General features: G+C 66.8%; 18 protein-coding genes and 2 pseudogenes. 11 read left to right on the top strand and 9 right to left on the bottom strand.

Going from position 1 to position 18697, the window contains the following annotated elements:
* Positions 1-372 precede the first annotated feature (372 nt).
* Positions 373-1575, top strand: coding sequence for an RNA-guided endonuclease TnpB family protein (locus CFB39_RS26195; protein ID WP_089475015.1), 1203 nt, complete (start codon positions 373-375; stop codon positions 1573-1575).
* Between the two features lie 183 nt (positions 1576-1758).
* Here the strand turns inward: CFB39_RS26195 and CFB39_RS39660 are convergent.
* Positions 1759-1894 (bottom strand): annotated as a pseudogene (locus tag CFB39_RS39660) (mannonate dehydratase); the annotation flags it as partial.
* Here CFB39_RS39660 and CFB39_RS26190 point away from each other — a divergent pair.
* The 3 genes and pseudogenes from CFB39_RS26190 to CFB39_RS26180 form a co-directional block, all read left to right on the top strand.
* A pseudogene (locus tag CFB39_RS26190) lies at positions 1886-2164 on the top strand (FCD domain-containing protein); the annotation flags it as partial. The pseudogenes CFB39_RS39660 and CFB39_RS26190 sit on opposite strands and share 9 nt — an antisense overlap.
* 161 nt (positions 2165-2325) lie before the next feature.
* On the top strand, positions 2326-3459 hold the full coding sequence (locus CFB39_RS26185) for a PotD/PotF family extracellular solute-binding protein (RefSeq protein WP_089475014.1): 1134 nt from the start codon (positions 2326-2328) through the stop codon (positions 3457-3459).
* Entirely contained in the window at positions 3456-5246 is a 1791-nt protein-coding gene (locus tag CFB39_RS26180; protein WP_089432806.1) for a sensor domain-containing diguanylate cyclase, read from the top strand. The genes CFB39_RS26185 and CFB39_RS26180 overlap by 4 nt, the downstream gene beginning before the upstream one ends.
* A gap of 103 nt (positions 5247-5349) precedes the next feature.
* Here CFB39_RS26180 and CFB39_RS26175 read toward each other — a convergent pair whose 3' ends face one another.
* The 3 genes from CFB39_RS26175 to CFB39_RS26165 form a co-directional block, all read right to left on the bottom strand.
* Positions 5350-5649, bottom strand: coding sequence for a DUF4148 domain-containing protein (locus CFB39_RS26175; RefSeq protein WP_089432805.1), 300 nt, complete (start codon positions 5647-5649; stop codon positions 5350-5352).
* 264 nt (positions 5650-5913) lie between these two features.
* Positions 5914-6168, bottom strand: coding sequence for a hypothetical protein (locus CFB39_RS26170; RefSeq protein WP_027791787.1), 255 nt, complete (start codon positions 6166-6168; stop codon positions 5914-5916).
* A 53-nt stretch (positions 6169-6221) separates the two neighbouring features.
* The gene (locus tag CFB39_RS26165; protein ID WP_089475013.1) at positions 6222-7547 is read right to left on the bottom strand and encodes a D-serine ammonia-lyase; all 1326 of its coding nucleotides are present in this window, start codon (positions 7545-7547) and stop codon (positions 6222-6224) included.
* A gap of 109 nt (positions 7548-7656) precedes the next feature.
* On the opposite strand from CFB39_RS26165, the gene CFB39_RS26160 reads away from it, so the two are divergent.
* Positions 7657-8607 carry a LysR substrate-binding domain-containing protein gene (locus CFB39_RS26160; RefSeq protein ID WP_089475012.1) on the top strand — a complete coding sequence of 317 codons (951 nt, stop codon included), beginning with the start codon at positions 7657-7659 and terminating at the stop codon, positions 8605-8607.
* Positions 8608-8976: 369 nt separating this feature from the next.
* Here the strand turns inward: CFB39_RS26160 and CFB39_RS26155 are convergent, their stop codons facing one another.
* Positions 8977-9825, bottom strand: coding sequence for a sulfite exporter TauE/SafE family protein (locus CFB39_RS26155; RefSeq protein WP_089475011.1), 849 nt, complete (start codon positions 9823-9825; stop codon positions 8977-8979).
* Between the two features lie 321 nt (positions 9826-10146).
* Here CFB39_RS26155 and CFB39_RS26150 point away from each other — a divergent pair, with 321 nt between their 5' ends.
* Positions 10147-11043 carry a LysR family transcriptional regulator gene (locus tag CFB39_RS26150; RefSeq protein WP_089475010.1) on the top strand — a complete coding sequence of 299 codons (897 nt, stop codon included), beginning with the start codon at positions 10147-10149 and terminating at the stop codon, positions 11041-11043.
* Between the two features lie 123 nt (positions 11044-11166).
* Positions 11167-11796, top strand: coding sequence for a LysE family translocator (locus tag CFB39_RS26145; protein ID WP_089475675.1), 630 nt, complete (start codon positions 11167-11169; stop codon positions 11794-11796).
* 73 nt (positions 11797-11869) lie between these two features.
* Here CFB39_RS26145 and yddG read toward each other — a convergent pair whose 3' ends face one another.
* The 3 genes from yddG to CFB39_RS26130 all read right to left on the bottom strand — a co-directional run bounded on the left by yddG (position 11870) and on the right by CFB39_RS26130 (position 15095).
* Positions 11870-12814 (bottom strand): aromatic amino acid DMT transporter YddG, encoded by a 945-nt coding sequence (gene yddG, locus CFB39_RS26140; RefSeq protein WP_144030319.1) that lies wholly within the window; start codon positions 12812-12814, stop codon positions 11870-11872.
* Positions 12815-13024: 210 nt separating this feature from the next.
* Positions 13025-13312 (bottom strand): hypothetical protein, encoded by a 288-nt coding sequence (locus tag CFB39_RS26135; protein ID WP_089475008.1) that lies wholly within the window; start codon positions 13310-13312, stop codon positions 13025-13027.
* A gap of 97 nt (positions 13313-13409) precedes the next feature.
* The gene (locus tag CFB39_RS26130; RefSeq protein WP_089475007.1) at positions 13410-15095 is read right to left on the bottom strand and encodes a metallophosphoesterase family protein; all 1686 of its coding nucleotides are present in this window, start codon (positions 15093-15095) and stop codon (positions 13410-13412) included.
* A 323-nt stretch (positions 15096-15418) separates the two neighbouring features.
* Between CFB39_RS26130 and CFB39_RS26125 the strand changes: the two genes are divergently transcribed.
* The 4 genes from CFB39_RS26125 to CFB39_RS26110 all read left to right on the top strand — a co-directional run bounded on the left by CFB39_RS26125 (position 15419) and on the right by CFB39_RS26110 (position 17637).
* Positions 15419-15718 (top strand): YXWGXW repeat-containing protein, encoded by a 300-nt coding sequence (locus tag CFB39_RS26125; RefSeq protein WP_089475006.1) that lies wholly within the window; start codon positions 15419-15421, stop codon positions 15716-15718.
* 241 nt (positions 15719-15959) lie between these two features.
* Entirely contained in the window at positions 15960-16724 is a 765-nt protein-coding gene (locus CFB39_RS26120) for an RNA polymerase sigma factor (RefSeq protein ID WP_089475005.1), read from the top strand.
* On the top strand, positions 16721-17137 hold the full coding sequence (locus CFB39_RS26115; RefSeq protein WP_089475004.1) for a hypothetical protein: 417 nt from the start codon (positions 16721-16723) through the stop codon (positions 17135-17137). The genes CFB39_RS26120 and CFB39_RS26115 overlap by 4 nt, the downstream gene beginning before the upstream one ends.
* Positions 17134-17637 (top strand): periplasmic heavy metal sensor, encoded by a 504-nt coding sequence (locus CFB39_RS26110; protein ID WP_089427342.1) that lies wholly within the window; start codon positions 17134-17136, stop codon positions 17635-17637. Before CFB39_RS26115 ends, CFB39_RS26110 begins: the two co-directional genes overlap by 4 nt.
* 147 nt (positions 17638-17784) lie before the next feature.
* Here the strand turns inward: CFB39_RS26110 and CFB39_RS26105 are convergent, their stop codons facing one another.
* The gene (locus CFB39_RS26105) at positions 17785-18642 is read right to left on the bottom strand and encodes an alpha/beta hydrolase (RefSeq protein WP_256991457.1); all 858 of its coding nucleotides are present in this window, start codon (positions 18640-18642) and stop codon (positions 17785-17787) included.
* Positions 18643-18697: the final 55 nt, after the last annotated feature.

Raw genomic sequence — 18697 nt, 5'->3', positions numbered from 1 at the left:
AGCGCAGGCGCGGTCAGTTCAAGGCGGGCCGCGCTTTCCTGCCGCGTCAGGCCGCGTTCGGCTCGACGTTATGCCGGTTCGCGGCGCCGCGCAGCGGCGGCAACGGCTCGACCTTGCCGACGATGAACAGGTACGACAGCGCGCCGACTACGAATGCTCGAGTAGCACTTCTGTCGGATCATGCGACTTGAGGCCGCCTGAGTGCATTCACGGGAAACCTTAGGCGGATAGTCCACCAGCGGGTGCACGTGATCGTCCTCGTCGCACGGGTATTCGGTCACGAAGACCAAGTGCACATGCATCAGAAAGACATAATGGCGGCCACGTCGAATGGCTTGACTCTCGCTTGTAGGCCAGACATACAATGGCCCGATGCGACGACTCCAGGCCTTCAAGTTCGAACTGATGCCGAACGGCGAGCAGCAGCGCGATATGCGCCGCTTCGCCGGATCGTGCCGGTTCGTCTACAACAAGGCACTGGCGTTGCAGAAGGAGAACTACGAGGCGGGCGGCAAGTTCATTGGCTACGTAGCGATGGCCAAGCATCTGACGGAGTGGCGTAACGGAGGCGAAACGCCATGGCTCAAGGACGCCCCCGTTCACCCGTTGCAACACGCCCTCAAGGACATGGAGCGGGCCTACAAGAACTTCTTCGCCAAGCGAGCGGCGTTTCCGAAGTTCAAGAAGCGCGGCCAGCGCGACAGTTTTCGCTACCCGGACCCGAAGCAATTCAAGCTTGACCAGCCCAATGGGCGCATTTTCCTGCCCAAGCTGGGCTGGATGCGGCTGAGGCTGTCGCGTCCCGTGCTGGGCGAACTGCGCAACGCAACGGTCAGCTTCAACTCGGGCAAGTGGTGTGTCTCGATCCAGACCGAGCGCGAGGTCGAGCAGCCGGTGCCCCATGCCACCAGCGTGATCGGCATCGATGTTGGCATTGCCCGCTTCGCCACGATGAGCGACGGCACGTTTGTCGCACCGCTCAACAGTTTCAAGAAACACGAGGCTCGTCTGCGCCGATGCCAACGTGCGATGAGCCGCAAGGTCAAGTTCAGCAATAACTGGAAAAAAGCCAAGACCAGAGTCCAGCGCATCCATGCGCGCATCGGCAATGCTCGCCGCGACTACCTGCACCAGGCAACGACCACGATCAGCAAAAACCACGCGATGGTGTGTATCGAGGACTTGCAGGTTCGGAATATGTCCAGGTCGGCGGCAGGCAGCACCGATGCGCCTGGCAAAAATGTTCGGGCCAAGTCCGGTCTGAACAAGGCCATCCTCGACCAAGGGTGGTTCGAGTTCAGGCGGCAGTTGGAATACAAGCTGGCCTGGATTGGCGGCTGGCTGGTGGCGGTTCCGCCCGCGAATACAAGCCGGACGTGTCCGGCTTGTGGATACGTGAGTGCGGAAAACCGGACCACGCAGGAAAAATTCGCCTGTGTCGAGTGCAGTTACGAGGAGAACGCCGATGTCGTCGGCGCTCTGAACATTCTGGCGCGGGGACACCGCGTTGCAGCCTGTGGAGAGCCGGTGCAGTCGGGCCGCTCAATGAAGCAGGAACCCGCCGAGGCGATCTGAGAAAAGCGTTATCGTTTCAGGCGCGGTAGGAATCCCCCCTCTTCAGGCGGGGGAGGATGTCAAGACGTTGGCCAGGAAGCACATGAGGATCATGGCCTATCGGATACATGGCATGCGGTGTGCCGCGCGGAATGCCGTGATGCCTGCCTGCGATCCGTAGCGCGGGCGGCCTCGATGGGCGGGTTATCGCGTGGCTTGCGACGGCGTGCGGTCGAACTTGGCGAGCGCTTCCCACAGGCCGTTCAGGTAGACCGTGCCGAGCGTGCGGTCGTAGAGGCCGTAGCGAGGGCTTGCCCATCTCACCCCAGATAATACGGCCGATCGCCAGTTCCACCTGCGTATCGCGGAATCGACCGGCAACACGGTGCTGCTGCACATGGTCACCGCGATGTGGGACTGCGCGCGCAGCGATCCGCTGTGGGACAAGATCGAGGAGCATTTTCACTCGACCGCGCTGCGTGAGGCGTCGCAGGAAGATCACCAGCGGATCTTCGCGGCGATCATGGCGCGCGACGCAACGGCGGCACGCGACGCGATGCGTGCACACCTGTCGCGCGTGATCGCGGAATTCACGCAGGCGTGGCGCTGACGCGCGTTCCGTCAGAGGAAACAGGCCGGCGTAACGTTACCGTCATACGGCGGTGAGGGTTGGCGCGCGCGTCCCCGTTGTACGGCTTCTTCCGATTGCATGACCGTAGGTTTTATGGTCTTGTTGCGGGATATCGCATCGACTCAAAAAAGGACAGTCGAATGCAGCCGGGCGATTCACACGGGGTCCAATTGATCAGGGGAATCGGCGGACGTACACGCGTACGGTTCGCCGTGCGCCGGCTGCTTGTCATTTTGACGGCAGGCTTACTTGCCTCCGTGCTTCCCCCCGCGTTCGCCGCCTCTCCCGAAACCGTCAACGACAACGTGCTGCGTGTGCTCGCATGGCCCGGCTATGCGGACGACGATGTCGTCAGTGCGTTCGAGGCGCAATTTCACGTCCGCGTCGAAGTCACGTTCGTCGACTCCGACGAAGCACTGTGGACGCGCATGCACAGCGCGGCGCCACCGCCGTACGACGTGCTGGCCGCGAATACGGCCGAGATCCAGCGCTATGCGCACGAACGCCTGCTCGCGCCGATCGACCTGCCGCGCATCCCGAACCGGCGGCGGCAGTTGCCGAACTTCCAGCAACTCGCGGCGATCGACGGGCTCGTTGAAGCGGGCGCCCCGTATGCGATTCCGTTCACGTATTCGTCGATGGGGCTGATCTACGACCGCAAGCAGGTGCCGGCCGCGCCGCGCTCGATGCGGGAGATGTGGAATCCGCGCTATCGCGGCAAGGTGCTCGACTTCAACAGCGCGCAGCACAATTTTTCGTTCACGGCGCTGGCGCTCGGCTATCCCGATCCGTTTCGCCTGTCGCCCGCGCAGACGCTCGCCGTCGCGCACAAGCTGATCGACCTGCGCCGCAACCTGCTGACGTACTACACGCTTCCTGAAGAGGCGACCGCGTTGTTCGTCCAGCATCGTGCGGCGCTGATGTTCGGCAACTACGGCACGCAACAGGTCGAACTGCTGCGACGGGCCGGCGCGGACGTCGGCTACGTGATCCCGGATGAAGGCGCGCTCGCGTGGCTCGACTGCTGGGCTGTCACGCGCGGCGCGCAACATCCGGCGCTCGCGTTCGCGTGGATCAATTACATGCTCGAACCGGCGATCGGCGCGCTGCTGACCGAACGCCAGGGCCTCGCGAACACGCTCGCGTCGCCGCCGGGACTCGACACCGGACACCAGCATCTCGTCTGGCTCCAGCCCGTCGAGGACATCGCGCGGCGCGAATCGCTGTGGAGCCGCATCGTGTCGGGCGACCGGCCGGAGCGTTTCGGAAAATGATCCGGCTCGGGCTCACGTCGAAACTGTCGGTGCTGTTCGCCTGCATCGGCGTGATCGCGTCCGGCACGACCGGCTACTACGCGTATCGCGCGAACCGCACGATGCTCGTGCAGGAAGCGCAGCACAGCCTGCTGATGTCGACGCAACTGCTCGGGCAGCGCTTCACCACGGCGCTGTCCGACGTCTCGGACGATGCGCTCGTGCTCGCACAGTTGCCGTCGTGTGCACGGGTCTCGAGCGGCGACAACCGGGATGGCGCGCCACGCGCGCGGCTCGAGCAGGTGTTCTACAGCTTCATGAGGAATCACCCGGAGTACCTGCAGGTCCGCCTGATCGCGCGCGGGGATTTCGGCCTCGAACGCATCCGCGTCGATCGCGATGCGCACGGCATCGTCGTACTCCCGGACAGTGCGTTGCAGGAGAAAGGACAGTTTTCCTACGTATTCGATACGCTGGCCACGGCGCCCGGTCATATCTACCTGTCGCCGATCGTGATCAACCACGAGACGGGGGCGCACGCGGCCGAAGGGCTGCCGATCCTGCGCGTGGGCACGCCGGTCGTCGACGCGTCGGGCCAGACGGTGGGGGCGCTCGTCGTCGACGTCGAGCTGTCGCGCGTGTTCGACCGGCTCGAACGCGATCTGCCGGAAGACTACACGGTGTACCTCGCGAACGAGTGGGGCGATTTCCTCGTCCATCCCGATCCGACGCAGACGTTCGGCTTCGATCGCGGCCGGCGCGTGCTGATGCAGGACCGCTTCGCCGTCACGCGTGCGCTGTTCGACAGTGCGCGCGCAAACGTTACCCTCAATGGCCTGGCCGACCCCGCCGCGGCGCCGGGCCAGATGTTCGCGTTCGTGCGCACGCCGTTCGGGCACGACGAGGGCAACCGCTTCGTCGTGCTCGGGATGGGGCGCCCGCTGGCGGATGTGTTGTCGCCGGCGGGCATGCTTGGCGAGCGGATCGTCCGGATGGTGCTGGTGTCGAGCTTGATGGCGGTGATCCTCGCGATCCTGTTCGCGCGTGCGATCACGCGGCCGCTGCAGACGCTCGCGCGCGCCGCGACGCACGTGTTCGACGATCCGGCCACCGAGCAGTTGCCGGTCGGGCGTGCCGACGAGATCGGCGTGCTCGCGCGCTGTTTCGACAGCATGCGCGTCGAGATCCGCACGCAGGTCGCGATGTTGCGCGCGAAGCAGCTGGAGCTCACGCACCTCGCCGGACACGATGCGCTGACCGAACTGCCGAATCGCCTGCTGTTCATGGAGCATCTCGATGCCGCGATCCGGCGTGCGGCCGCGCTGCACGAAGGGCTGGCCGTGATGTTCGTCGACCTCGACCGCTTCAAGCAGATCAACGACCAGCACGGCCACTCGGCCGGCGACCGCACGCTCGTCGCGGTCGCCAAGCGGCTGAGCCTCGTGCTGCGTGGCGGCGACATGGTCGCGCGGCTCGGCGGCGACGAATTCATCGTGCTGATCACGGACGTGCGCTCACCGGCGGTGATCGGCGACGTCGCGTCGCGCATCCAGCGTGTGATGGACGAGGAACTGGAGTTCGGCGACCGGCGCGTGGCCGTCGGCGCGAGTATCGGCGTCAGCGAGTTTCCGGCCGACGGTGCGTCGGCCGAGGAACTGCTCGTCAAGGCCGATGCGGCGATGTACGCGGCGAAGGCGTCCGCGCAGCGCGCGTTCGTGCGCTATCAGGAACTGGTCGGCAACGGGAGTGGCGCCGGCAGCGGGACGGACGAAGCGGCCGGCCGGGTCGCGTCGGGCGGCGGCCGGTGATGGCCGCTCGCGGGTTCGCGCGTTGCAAACGCCACGAGCCCGTCGCAAGACGGGCTCGTGGCGGGTGCGGACCGCGCGCGAAGGCGCGCGGCGGCAGGCTCGCTTAGTGGCCGAAGTAGACCGAGTCGCGCGGGTTTTGCGCCTTGACGGCCGGTGCGCCACCCTGGACGGTCGCGGCCGGTTGCGCACCGTAGCCGCTGTTGTCGGCACCTTGCACGCGGGCTTGCGCGGCCTGGATGTCGGCCGGGTAATACGGGCTCGACTGGCTCGGCTTGTAGCCGGCGCTTTCGAGCTGGACGAGTTCATTGCGCACTTGAGCGCGGGTCACGGTGCTTTGGGCGAAGGCGCCGAACGAGGCGGACAGGGCGGCGGCGGCAACGACTGCGGAAACGAGCGATTTCATGATGACCTCCGATGTTTTTGGCTTTCCGCGTTCGACACCATGTCGTAAGCGGTTGATTACATCGTAGGCGCCGGTCGACCTAGGGTAAACGTGAGTTTCGGCGAAAGATCGTTGCAGCCGGGGCAATAATTTCGAGATAAATGCCTTCCGTCCCTAATCGACGTTGCCGGATTTGCAAGGGAACGGGCGGCGGATGCGCGCACGGACGGGCGCGCGGCGGCGCAGGCGCGGGCGGAGAGGGGGACGCACTGCGACGCTGCCGGATCAGACGTCGTCGTCGATTTCCTTGCGCTCGCGGCGTTCCTCGTTGCCGCGGCGCGCGCGCAGGCGCTGGCGCGACAGCACGGCGATCACCTGCTGGGTCGGCGCGCCGGACGGCAGTTCGTTGCGGATGCGATCGGGCACCATGGGCAGGCCCGCGCGCTGCCGGCGCAGCGCCTTGGCGATTGCCCGGCGGCATTCGTCACCGTGGCAATCCCATTCATCGCGGATTCTCTGGCAATAACGGCATTGTTCCATCGGGACAGTCTAACGCGTCTTCGGGAGCGGGGCTGAACGCTTGCCCCGAAGCGTCACGTGTTGACTGCGGCATCGGCGAGCGCTTTCGCATGCGACTGGAAGCGTCGGTGCTCTTCCGGCGGCACGAGCGAGCCGCCCGTCGCCCAGATGACGTGCGTCGACCGGCGCAGGTCGATCGCGTGGCGATGCACGTAGTCGCGGCCGGCCGGGGACGCCGCGAGCCAGCCGGGGCCGCTGACGGCGGCAGCGGCCGACGGCTCGAGTTCCACGCCCGTCGCGCGCTGAACCGCGAGCAACTGGGCATAGAGCTGCGCGTCGCTGACGGTGAACACGCCCGACAGCAGCGACGCCATCAGCGGGCTGACGAGGTGCGATGCCTGTGCGACGGCCAGGCCGTCGGCCTCGGTCCGGTTGTCGAGCCCCGCGTCGTAGACGGACACGGGCTTCCCGGGGCCGGCGGCCAGCTGGACCAGCATGCACGGCGACGCGACGGGTTCGGCAAAGAAGCAATGCACGTGCTCGCCGAACAGTGCCTTGAGGCCATACGCGATGCCGCCCGGTGCGCCGCCGACCCCGCACGGGAGATGGACGAAGAGCGGATGCGTCGCGTCCACGCGGCGGCCCGCGTCGGCGAGCTGCGCGGCGAGATGCCGGGCGCTGGCCGCGTAGCCGAGGAACAGCATCAGCGAGCCTTCGTCGTCGACGAAGTGGCTGCGTGGCTGATCGCGTGCCTGCGCGCGTCCGGCCGCGACGGCTTGCGCATAGTCGCCGTCATGGTCGATCACGCGAACGCCGCGCTTTCTCAGGCGCGCCTTCTTCCACGGCTTCGCGTCGGTCGACATGTGCACGACCGATTCGAACCCGAGTGCTGCGGCCATCACGCCGATGCTCAGGCCGAGATTGCCGGTGCTGCCGACGATGACGGTGTGCGCGGCAAACCGTTCGCGTGCGGCGGCCGATGCGAGGATCCGCCGGTCGCCCGCGGGTTCGAGCAACCCGTGTTCGATCGCGATCGACTCCGCGAGCGCGAGTACTTCATGAAAGCCGCCGCGCGCCTTGATCGAACCGGCGATCGGCAATGCGTCGTCGCGCTTGATGAACCAGGCGCCGTGTGCGCCTGCCGGCAGCGACAGCCTGCGCGGCAGGTTGTCTGCCGGCATCAGCGGCGATTCGATTTTTCCCGCGCTCGCCGCGAGTTCGGGAAACAGCGCGGCCATCAGCGGTTCGCAGCGCGCCAGCCGCGCTTCGGCCATCGCAATGGCGCCGAGCCCCGGCGCGTCTTGCGGCAACGGGCTGCCGGCAAGGGGATTCAGCCACAGTAGAGGATGGCGGGATTGCAGTTGAGCTAATAGGTCGTCGGGCAGGGGCGTGAGGGTCATGGATCGGTCTTGCGCTGGATAAACGTGAGGGGTAGCCGGAATGCTACGATCCGGGACGCCCGCGCGAAAGCGCCGATTTCTAATGAATCCATTAGCCTGACTGATACCTATGCGACTCGACGGTTCGACCCTGGGTGCGTTGCTCTGCTTTGAAACCGCCGGCCGGTTGCTGAGCTTCACGAAGACGGCACAGGCGTTCAACCTGACGCAAAGCGCCGTGAGCCAGCAGATCCGGAACCTGGAGGATCGGCTCGGCTATCCGCTGTTCGTGCGCCAGGCGCGCGGACTGAAGCTGACCGAGAAGGGCGCAATCCTGCTCGGGACGATGTCGAGCGCGTTCGTCGACATCAATCGCACGCTTCAGGCGCTCGGCATGTCGGATGCCCCGCTGCAGGTCAGCTGCCTGCCGTCGCTCGCGCTGCAGTGGCTGATGCCGCGCCTGTCCGAATTTCACCGGCAGCAGCCGAACGTGCCGGTTCGCGTGAAGGCCGAGTTTCAGGTGCTGGATCGCCAGGCCATGGAGACCGACGACATTGATGTGGCGGTGCGCTACGACCCGGTGCAATACGATCGGCTGCATGCCGAGGCTATCCTCGACGAAATCCTGTTTCCGGTCGCCACGCCGGCGTATCTGGCGCAGCATCCGGCCTTTGCCAGCGGCGAATCGCTGGACGGCGTCGTCCTGCTGCACGACGCCGCGCCGTGGGGCGGCGCGCCCGAGTTCGTGGAGTGGCGCACGTGGCTCGAGGAAGTCCGTCCGGCGTGGGCGGCCGATCTTGACGGCCCGCAGTTCAATTTCTCCAGTCTGGCGATCACGGCCGCGCTGAACCATCAGGGTGTCGCGATGGGGCGCGGCGCGCTCGTGCATGACGAGATCGCGAGCGGGAGGCTCGTGGACGTCTTTGGCAGGCACGTGCGTGCGCCGGCGCGCTACATGCTGTTGTCACGCCATCCCGACGATCCGCGTACCGAGGCGTTTTCGGACTGGCTCAAGGCCGAATGCACGCGCTTCGATGCCGCGCGTTCACGTTTGCTTTCGAACGGAAGCAAACGCGGGTAGCCGACGCTGTCGGATAGCTGAATCGGAGTGCGAAGTAGTCGGGTGACGAACGCGGATGCAAACTACAGTTTCCCGTCCGTCTCCATACGGATAGCTTTCGCGTGGACGGGGCGGGCAAGCGTTACTTGAGTTGCCAGATGCCCCAGACGGCGATCAACAGGCCAAGGCCGAGTCCGCAGCCGAGCAATACGTAGGTTTCCATGTCAAGCCTCTGAAAGCGTGGCCGCGCCGATGCGGGCATCAGCGAGCGAGCAGCCAAGTCGGTGACGTATCGTTCGGCCCGTTGGACGGGGCGATACGCCGGGTCCGCGAATACTACGCTTCGCGGCTTTCAGAACGCATGCGTGATCGACGGCTTCGCGCCGTCTCTCAGTTCTTGCCCGTGTGCGCGTTGTTCAGCTGGGTCACGTGCGATCCACCGTGCCGGAACACGCCCGATTTCCAGATCATCTGCGATGCCGCGACGAGCACGAACAGCAGCACGACCATCCTGAAGATCTTTGGCGACATCTTGTCCCGCAGCGGGCGAACGAGCCACATGCCGGCAATCGCCGGCAGGCTGGCCGCCGCCGAGATTGCGAGGTCGGCGCCGCTCGCATGCGCGGCGCCGCTGAACGTCGTGACCAGCGTGACGATCGACACGACGAGGATGATCGCGATCTGCTTCGTGAAGACGCGCCCGGTCGCGCCGGACGAAATCAGGTAGGTGGCGAGCAGCGGGCCGGGAACCGACGCAATGCTCTCCATCAGCGCCGCACCGAAGCCGAGCGCGAAGCCGACGGGCGTCTGCCATGCTTCCGGCAGGTTGAGTTTCGGCGCGGCGAGCATCAGCGCCGCGGCCACGATCAGCAGCGCGCCGGACGCCGCTTGCGCATGCCCCGGATTGAGCGACAGCAGGATCGCCACGCCGACGATGTTGCCGATCACGGTGCCCGCGATCGGCGCGGCGATCTTGCGTGCCGTCGCCAGCAGCTGGCCGCCTTCCAGCGCCTGCGGGATGTTGCCGAGGATGATCGGCATCGACAACAGCAGCACCGCATGCCGGATCGGCAGGAACTGGCTGAGTATCGGCATCGCGATCAGCGGCACGCCGATGCCCGTGATCCCCTTGGCCATGCCGCCCAGCAGCAGTGCAAGGGCGATACCGGCCAGCTCGAACGCGCTGAGCCCCTGCAGGCTGGAGACCAGCACCCCTTCAGTCAGATTGAAATGCATCATGGAATGGCATGTCGCGGCATATCCGGCAGCGAGCGCTGTCGATGGCGCACGTGGCGGTCGCGTGTGTCTGGCACGCATGTGTTCTGGGTTGGCTTGAACCGGAAGTCGATCGCGTGGCGTCGCGCCGTTGTGCGGCCGGGGCCGCAGGCAATCGATGGGCGGTTCGAGGGTGCATCTTACCTGAGCGTTGCGAAGGACATTCGGCACGGGCCGCGGCGCGTCACGGGGCACGTCGACGTGATCATTTCCGCGGTTCAATATAATTCATGACGGTTTGTCGTTTCATGTGCAGTTCTCATATCTTTGAACGAGGAGGCGTCGATGACGCTGGCCCAGTTGCAGGCCCTGGCGGCCGTGGTCGAACTCGGGTCGCTCACGGCCGCGGCTGAACGGTTGAGCCGCAGTCAATCCGCGATCAGTCATGCATTGACCGAGCTGGAAGACCTCACGGAGGTCAAGCTTCTGTGGCGCGACCGGCAGCCGGTCGTCCTGACGGCGGCGGGCGAACGCCTGTGGCCGTACGTGCAGAACGTGGTGCGGGAAGCGCAGCTGTTGCGCCAGCAGTTCAGCCTGTCGCGCGGCAAGCTCGAAGGGAAGCTGGTGGTCGCGTCGCTGCCGAGCGTGTCGCTGGCGTTCGTCGTGCCCGCGCTCGAGGCGTTGAAGGACATGCACCAGGGCGTGTCGGCGGTGCTGCTCGAAGGCACGGACAGCGAAGTCGAAGGGTGGATCGACGACGGTACGGCCGATGTCGGCGTGGTGGCCGGCACGAAGACGTTCGCACACACTCTGCCGCTGCTCGACGAGGATTTTGTCGCGGTGGCGGCCGACGGCATGTTCGCCGGCCGCAAGAGCGTGTCGGCGAAGCAGTTGTCCACGGCACCGTTCATCTTCTCGAAGGCAGGGTGCGGGCCGGTGATCGCGGATTACTTCGCGCGCGGCGGGGTGCCGCTGCGGGCCGCGTTCAACGTGGTCGAGATGCGGACCATTCTGTCGATGGCGGAGGCCGGCATGGGCGTGTCGATCGTGCCGCGCATCACGCTCACGTACACGCCGTTCGGCGGCCGCGTGCTGGAACTGTCGCCCAGGCTGCATCGCTCGGTGCGGTTGTCGTGGAATACGACCGGCAACGCGGTCGCAGACGAGTTCGTGCGGCTCGTCGACGCGCAACGCGCGAAGGCGGCGAAGGCGGTCAACACGCGCGCGAGAAAGGCCCGGTGACGAGCGGCTTCAGCGATGAACAGCGCTCATGGGCGACTTGAAGTTTATTCAAGCCGCGGGCAGTCGAGATGCAATACATTGTTCGAACTCGCCCCTGACCGCATCGTCCCGAAGGAGATTGCCGTGCCGGCCTTGCCCACCTTGCTTGCTTTCGGACTCGTGTCGCTCGGCATGGTGCTGACACCCGGGCCGAACATGATCTACCTGGTGTCGCGTTCGATCTGCCAGGGCCGCCGTGCCGGGCTGGTGTCGCTCGGCGGCGTCGCGCTGGGGTTCGTGTTCTACATGGTGTGCGCGGCGTTCGGCATCACCGCGCTCGTGATGGCCGTGCCGTATGCGTACGACGCGTTGCGTTTCGCCGGTGCGCTTTATCTGGCGTACCTGGCTTGGCAGGCGTTGAGGCCGGGCGGTCGCTCGGCGTTCCAGGTCAGGCAGTTGCCGCACGACAGCCGTGCCAGGCTGTTCACGATGGGCTTCGTCACGAACCTCGCGAATCCGAAGATCGCGGTGATGTATCTGTCGCTCCTGCCGCAGTTCATTTCGCCGGGGCACGGCAGCGTGCTCGCGCAATCGCTGGCGCTCGGCTGCGTGCAGATCGCGGTGAGCGTCAGCGTGAATGCGCTGATTGCCTGCATGGCCGGCGGCATCGCGGGTTTTCTGGCGGGGCGGCCGGTCTGGGCGTCGGCCCAGCGCTGGTTGATGGGCACGGTGCTGGCCGGGCTGGCCGTGCGTATCGCAGTGGAGTCGCGCTAGCGCGAATGGTTGGCGGTATGCAGGATCGCCGGGGGGCTCTCAAGCGGCATCGCAACGAAAGCGCCCGGCATCGTCAGCCCTGGCAGTTGCCCTGCGCTTCGTTGCCGACCGGGACAGGTGCGGCTTTTTCACGGCGCCGGCTGCGCGTCGCGAGCCAGCACAGGATCGATCCGCCGCACACCATCAATGCGCCTTGCCAGAATTCGATCGACAGCGGCGCATGCAGCAGCGTCGCGGCGAGCAGCGCGGCGAGCACCGGGGTGAAGTACGACGCGCCGACGATGACGGTCACGTTGCCGTGCATGATGCCGGTGTTCCAGGCCGCATAGCCGAACCCCAGCGCCGAGGCCGCCAGCACGATGTAGATGACCGCATGCAGGCTGAACGTCATGCCGCCGCCGCCTTCGATCGCGAACTTGATCCAGAGCGCCAGCGCCACCAGCATGAAGAACGGCGTGACGCCGTTCTTGCCGTCGGCGAGGCGCGCCGTCACCGTGCAATAGCCGGCCCAGATCAGCGCGCCGACGAACGCGAGGCCGTAGCTCAGCGGATTGTCCGCGACGTTGTGCAGCATGCCGGCCGGGTCGAGGCCCCGGTCGCCGCCGAGCACCCGGCAGATCCCGAGCATCGACAGCAGGACGCCGGGCACGACCAGCAGGTTGGCGCGCTGCTTGTTGAACACGATCGCCGCGACCAGCGTGAAGCTCGGCCACAGATAGTTGACCATCGCGACTTCGATCGCCTGCTGGCCGTTGCTGGCATAACCGATCGACAGCGCTAGGCACAGCTCGTACGCGACGAACAGCAGCCCGCCCCAGAGCAGATACTTTTTCGGGAATTTGCTGAGATCGGGGAAGCCGATCGTCAACAGCAGAAGCGCGGATGCGACCGTATAGATCATCGCGGCGCCGCCGGTCGCGCCGAGGCTTTCGCTCACGCCACGAACGAGGGCGACCACGGAGGCCCACAACAACACCGCGCCGAGCCCGGCGAGCGTGGCCTTGTTCTTGCGCTTCATGCTTCCTGCCTGTTTCAACATTCAAATTCGATTTCAGGTGATTCGGGTCCGCCTGCATGAGCCACACGCGCATTCGGCATGCGGAACGGCCAGTGCGGACGGAGGCGCGTAGTTTAACGGGGTGACGGAGATCGAGCAGCGGCGTCGGCGGTGATCAGCCCTGCGCTTGAGGCCGATCATCCGGGAGCATGGGCGTCACGCGGCAACCCGTCACGCGTCGTCGATGTGCCAAACCGAGCCGATTGCCGACAACGCGCGGCCAATCGTGTCGAGCATCGTGTCTCGCGTCGGCCCGAGCGTCGTGACCAGGAAGAAGCCGTCTTCGCCGGTCGACAGGCCGATCAGTGGCCAGCTGCCAGAGGCGTCACGGACTTCAAGTTGTTGCCGGACGGGATCGATGTCGATGTTGTCATGCACTTGCCGCAACGCATTCGCGATGGCATCGAACGCGTCGGCCGACGGGATCGTGTGGATGCGGTATTCGAAACTCATCTTCATGGGCAGGTGGGCGAGGCGGGCAGTCTAACGCGTGCCAAGCCGCAACACGCCCTGACCGCACCGCATCAGGCGCCCGTCGCAACGGGCGCCCGCCCGATCACCGTTCGTTGCGCTTCTTGCTCAGCTCGATCGTCTCGAACAGCTCGTAGTCGGCGGTCGGGTGCTGGTCGGCGCCCGGCGCGTGGTAGTAGCGCATCGTGATCGTCGTGTGCCCGCCCGGCTTGCCCGGGTCGTGGTCGAACACGGCAATTCCGTAACCCGTGCCCGTATCGCGGCGCGCGGACCAGATCGCATCCTCGAGCGCATCGGCCGGCGCGCGCACGAACGTGTTCGGCGCCGTGCCCGGCACCGGCCGGTTCGGCTTCGTGAACACCTTCGCCCGCGCAAAGCCGGTGGCCGGGTTCTCGCCATACACGTCGAGCGGCGCGCTGGTGCCGCCGCCGCCAAGGATCAGGTGGATCGTGCCGTGGCTCGTATCGAACGTCGTGCGGTCCGGGTCGTTCGAGCCGACCGGTCGCGGCTGCAGCGTCTCGACGACTTCGCCGGTCGTCGCATCGACGCCCGCGCGGTGATTGCAGCCGCGCACCGGGTAGCTGCGCTCGTAGTCGTGATCGTGGCCGCACAGCACGAGGTCGACGCCGTAACGGTCGAACAGCGGCAGCCAGGCTTCGCGAATGCCTTTGTCGGAACCGTTGCCCGTCTTCGACGAGCTGAGCGCGTCCTGGTGCATCTGCACGACGATCCAGTCGATGTCGTCGTCATGCGCGGCATGACGCAGCGTGTGTTCGAGCCAGCGCGTCTGCTCGCCGTTGCTGTAGCCGCGCACGTAGAACGACGTACCGGGCTCGATCGGCGGGCGGCCCGTGCTCGCGGCCGGCACGAGCGGCGCGGGGCCGCCGACGAACGCGGCGGCGTCCTGGTACACGACATCGTCCGCATCGAGCGAGACGAACAGCACCGAGCTCACGCGGAAGCTGTACCAGCGGCCCTGGAAGCGCGTGCCGTTCTCCGGCAGCGTATAGCGCGCGAGATACGAGTCGAGCCCCTGCGGGCCGTTGTTGAACTCGATCTCGTGATTGCCCGGGCATGGCATCCACGGACGATTCGCGGCCGACGTCTGGTTGTTGTTGCCGAAATCGCGCCACACCTCGGGCTGGTGCGCGGGGTTCAGGTTCGCGTAGCAGAGGTCGCCGTTCAGCAGGTGGAACAGCGGCTGGAACTGCTCGACAGCCTGCACCGCGAAGCGGCTCTGCGGCGACGACAGCACCCATGCGCCGTTCGGCGTCGCGAGATCGCCGTAGCTCGTGAAGCGGAACGGTGCGCGGCCGCGCGGCGCGGTCGAGAAATTCGCCGAGAACGGCTGCGCGGCGTTGCTGTCGTTGTCGGCCGTGATCTCGTAGCGGTAGCGCGTGTTCGGCTTCAGCCCGTGCACGCGTGCGTGGTACGCGAATACCGTCTCGCCGTTCAGGCCGTCGGTGTACAGGCGCTGGACGCCGTGCACGGTGTGCGCCGGCTCGCCATCGGCGACGATGCGCGCACGCGGATTGACGGCCGACGCGAGCGAGGCCCACGAGATCACGACTTCCGACGTCGGGTCGTTGCCCCACGTCAGGTGGACCTGTTCGGGCGTGCCGTCCGGGTTCGACGCGGCGGCCCTGGCTGCCGCGAGGCCACCCGCGGCGGTGGCGAGGCCGGATACGCCGGCGAGTTTCAGGAAGCCGCGACGCGACACGGACGCGGCCGGCTCGTTCGGCTGGATCGGGGAGTTGTCCTGGTTCGACATGGTCGGTGTTTTCGTGAGTGGAGACGCGAGATGTGGAACCGCCTGGCCGTGCGCGAGCGTGACCAGTGCGTGAGCCGGAAACGAGCGGGATCCCGGTGCGAGACATTGTCGAAGGGCAGTTTTGCCGGGTTGTGACAGCAGGGCAACCCCACGCGAGTGTAGGCGCCTGTCCGAGCGTGCGCGTCACGGTATCCGGCCCGTGCCGGCGCGCATCCGTGGCGACCGAAATTTATTTGCAGACACCGCGACGGATTCCGTTCGCCCGCGCCGTTTAACGCATGAACGGCCGCTTCCGGTCGATATCCGCTACTTCGGAGTCTTACATGAAGCTTTCCAATCCATTGCGGTTCACCGTGGCATGCGTGGCCGCACTGGCTGCGTCGGCCGCCTTCGCGCAGGCCGTCATCGTCGCGCCTTACGCGCCGCCTGCGCCTCGCGTCGAAGTGATGCCGGCGCCGCGCGCGGGCTACGTGTGGGACCAGGGCCACTGGCACTGGCGGCAGGGCCGCTACGTGTGGATTCCGGGGCACTGGCAAGTGGTGCGCGTCGGCTATCACTGGGTGCCGGGCCATTGGGCCGCGCGCGGTCCGGCCTGGCGCTGGGTGCCGGGTCACTGGGCCTGATGCGCATGCCGCCGCTCGGCACCCGATGCCGGCGCGGCGGCGCTTTCCCGCAACGTCATGAGGCGCAGCCATGCCTTTTCGAACCGTGGTGATACTCGCGGCCGCAGCCGTCGTGCTGGCCGGCTGTGTCGTGGTGCCGGCGCGTCCGGTCTATTACCGGCCCGCGCCGGTCGTCGTATATTGAGCACGCCGGCCGCCGCTCGCGCAAACGGGCGGCCGGCACCCGATCGACCCGATCGCCATGCAGCCTGAAACGGATGCCGATGAAACGGACCTTGCCGAGGCCGTGCGCGATGCGCGCGGCGATCCCGAACCGCCACTGGGGCGGGGCCGGGTAATGGCGCGGCGCATGCAAGGAGAGCACGACGATGAGCTTCAGTCTGCCGGCGGGCGCGTCAACGATCGCGCCGCGGCACAGACGCGCGATGCGCTGGAGCGCCCCGCGTTGAGCGACGGCGATCCGGACGCGGCCCTGGTCGCACGGGTCGGCGCGCGCGACGCGTCGGCCGTGCGCATGCTCGTCGCGCGCAAGCTGCCGCGGCTGCTCGCACTCGCGACGCGCATGCTCGGCGACCGCACGGAAGCCGAGGACGTCGCACAGGAGACGTTCTTGCGGATCTGGAAACAGGCGCCGGGCTGGCGCGAAGGCGAGGCACGGTTCGACACGTGGCTGCATCGCGTCGTGCTGAATCTGTGCTACGACCGCTTGCGCGGCCGCCGCGAGGAACCGGTCGACGTGTTGCCCGACGTGCCCGATCCGCAACCGGAGCCGGCCACGCGCGCGGAGGCCCGCTCGCGCGACGCACGCGTGCGCCAGGCGCTCGCGGCGTTGCCGGCGCGGCAGCGCGAAGCGCTCGTGCTCCAGTACTATCAGGAAATGTCGAACGTGGAGGCGGCCAACCTGATGGGCATTACCGTCGACGCGCTGGAAAGCCTGCTTGCACGTGCGCGGCGAAACTTGCGCGCGCAACTGGCGGGCGACTCACCTAGCGAGGACATCCGATGACACCCGAACGATTTCGTACCATCGTCGCCGCGTACGGCTCGGATGCGCGGCGCTGGCCGGACGGCGAGCGCGCGGCCGCCGAGGCATGGGCGCGCGCGCATCCGGGCGACGCATTGGCCGCGCTGGACGAAGCCGCCGAACTCGATGCGTGGCTCGCCAACGATACGGTCGCACCGCCCGCGCCGGCGCTCGTCGAGCGCATCGTCGGGACGGCGCCTGCGCCGCGGCGCGCGCGGCGGCGGGGCGCCGTATGGTGGTCGGGCGCGGCATTCGCGGGCGTGGGCCTGGCCGGCGCGCTCGCGGGTGCGGTGGCCGTGTCGATGCTGATGCTCGGCAGCGTGCCGCCTGCGCATGAGCCGGGCTATCTGACAACGACGTTCGGTGGGCCGAGCGTGGACTGGAGTGATGAATGAGTGAGCGTGGCTGGAAATTCGTCCTCGTCGGGTCGGTCGTGCTGAACGTATTCATGCTCGGCGCGATCGGCGGCGGTGCGTATCAGTGGTTTTCGACGCATCGCGACCTGCGGGCCGCGGGCGCACCGGCGTCGCACACCGCATTGCGTTTCGCCGCGGACGAATTGCCGGACGCGCGCCAGCAGGAATTCGTTGCGGCGCTGAAGGCGGCGCGCAAGGACGGCCGCGATTTCGCGCGGGAAGGGCGCGACGACCGGATCACCGTGCTGGACCTGCTCGCCGCGCCGCAACTCGATCGCACGGCGATCGACGCGGCGCTCGACCGCACGCGTGCGGCCGACACGGCGCTGCGTGCGCAGGTCGAGCGCCGCGTCGTCGATTTCGCGGCGACGCTGACGCCGGACGAGCGCGCGAAGTTCGTCGACGGGCTGCGGCGTAGCGGGAACTGGCGGCTGCCGGCGAAGTGGCAGAAGAAGCAGGACGACGCAGCGAGCAAGTAAGCCAACGCCGCGCGGGCAACGTGCGGCGGCGCGCCTTTTCAGTGATGCGCAACGCGTACGCGGAAGATTGGTCGGCAATGCTTGCAGGCTGAGCTTCGGCGAAGGATCGCAAGGAGCAACCGCGACTTCGCTACGCGGCACGCACGTTCAGCGTGCCAGCATCCACGCGGAGATCGCGTCGACCACACCGCTCTCCAGACCATTGAAGCCGTGATAGGCAAAGGCTTCGCACGGATCGCCCCGGGACGTGCCGCCCGACACGATCATCAGCTCGGCCTTCGGCGACTGCTCCAGCTTCTTCAGCAGCGTATCCGTTTCGGATACCGGACAATGTTTGCAGCCGTCATTCTGGTGGTGAACGATGAGCACCGGAATCGTGAGACTGGCAAGGTTCATGTCCGTGACCGCGGTCCCGCCTCGCTCTTCGCGGAGGATGGTGGACGTCAGCACGAGACCGTCGGGCCCGCCACCGCCGGCCAGCGCAACCGCAATGGCGGCGGCGGACTGGGTGCCGCGGCTCGTCCCGACCAGCCAGACCGGTACGTGGAGTTGCTCCTTCAACCACGCAATCACGGCGCGTGCGTCGTCGGCGTGTTCCTTCGACAGTCGAAAGCCGTTGAGGTAGGGCGGGGATTGCCGGTCGCTCGGCGCATCGATGACCGCGACGGCGATGCCGTCATTCACGAACATCTGCCGGGTGCGGACGAGAAAGTTGCCTGCCCCCCATCCGAACTGTCCGGACGGTTCCAGTTGCAGCCCGCCGTGTCCGCCGGCATAGAGAATGGCCGCGGCCTTCGGCGCGTCCGGCGCGATGAAGAGAATCCGTTGCGTCACGCCGGGGCGCGTCGGAATGTCGACGACCTTGGGCGGGTTCTGCGCATGGGCCGCATAGCCGTGCAGCGTCAGCGCGACGGCAAGCAGCCACGCACGGGTCCAGTGTGAGTGCGGACGCATCGAACCGACGCAACGAAACCGTGCACGCAAGCTGACGGGAAGAGTGGGCATCGTAGTGGTCGCTGGGTCGGGACGGCAAAACGCCGTGACGCGGGGGCGATACCTT

Source organism: Burkholderia sp. AU6039 (assembly GCF_002223365.1).
Classification (GTDB): Bacteria; Pseudomonadota; Gammaproteobacteria; order Burkholderiales; family Burkholderiaceae; genus Burkholderia.
The sequence above is the reverse complement of the archived record's forward strand: the minus strand, read 5'-3'. Positions and strand labels throughout refer to the sequence as shown.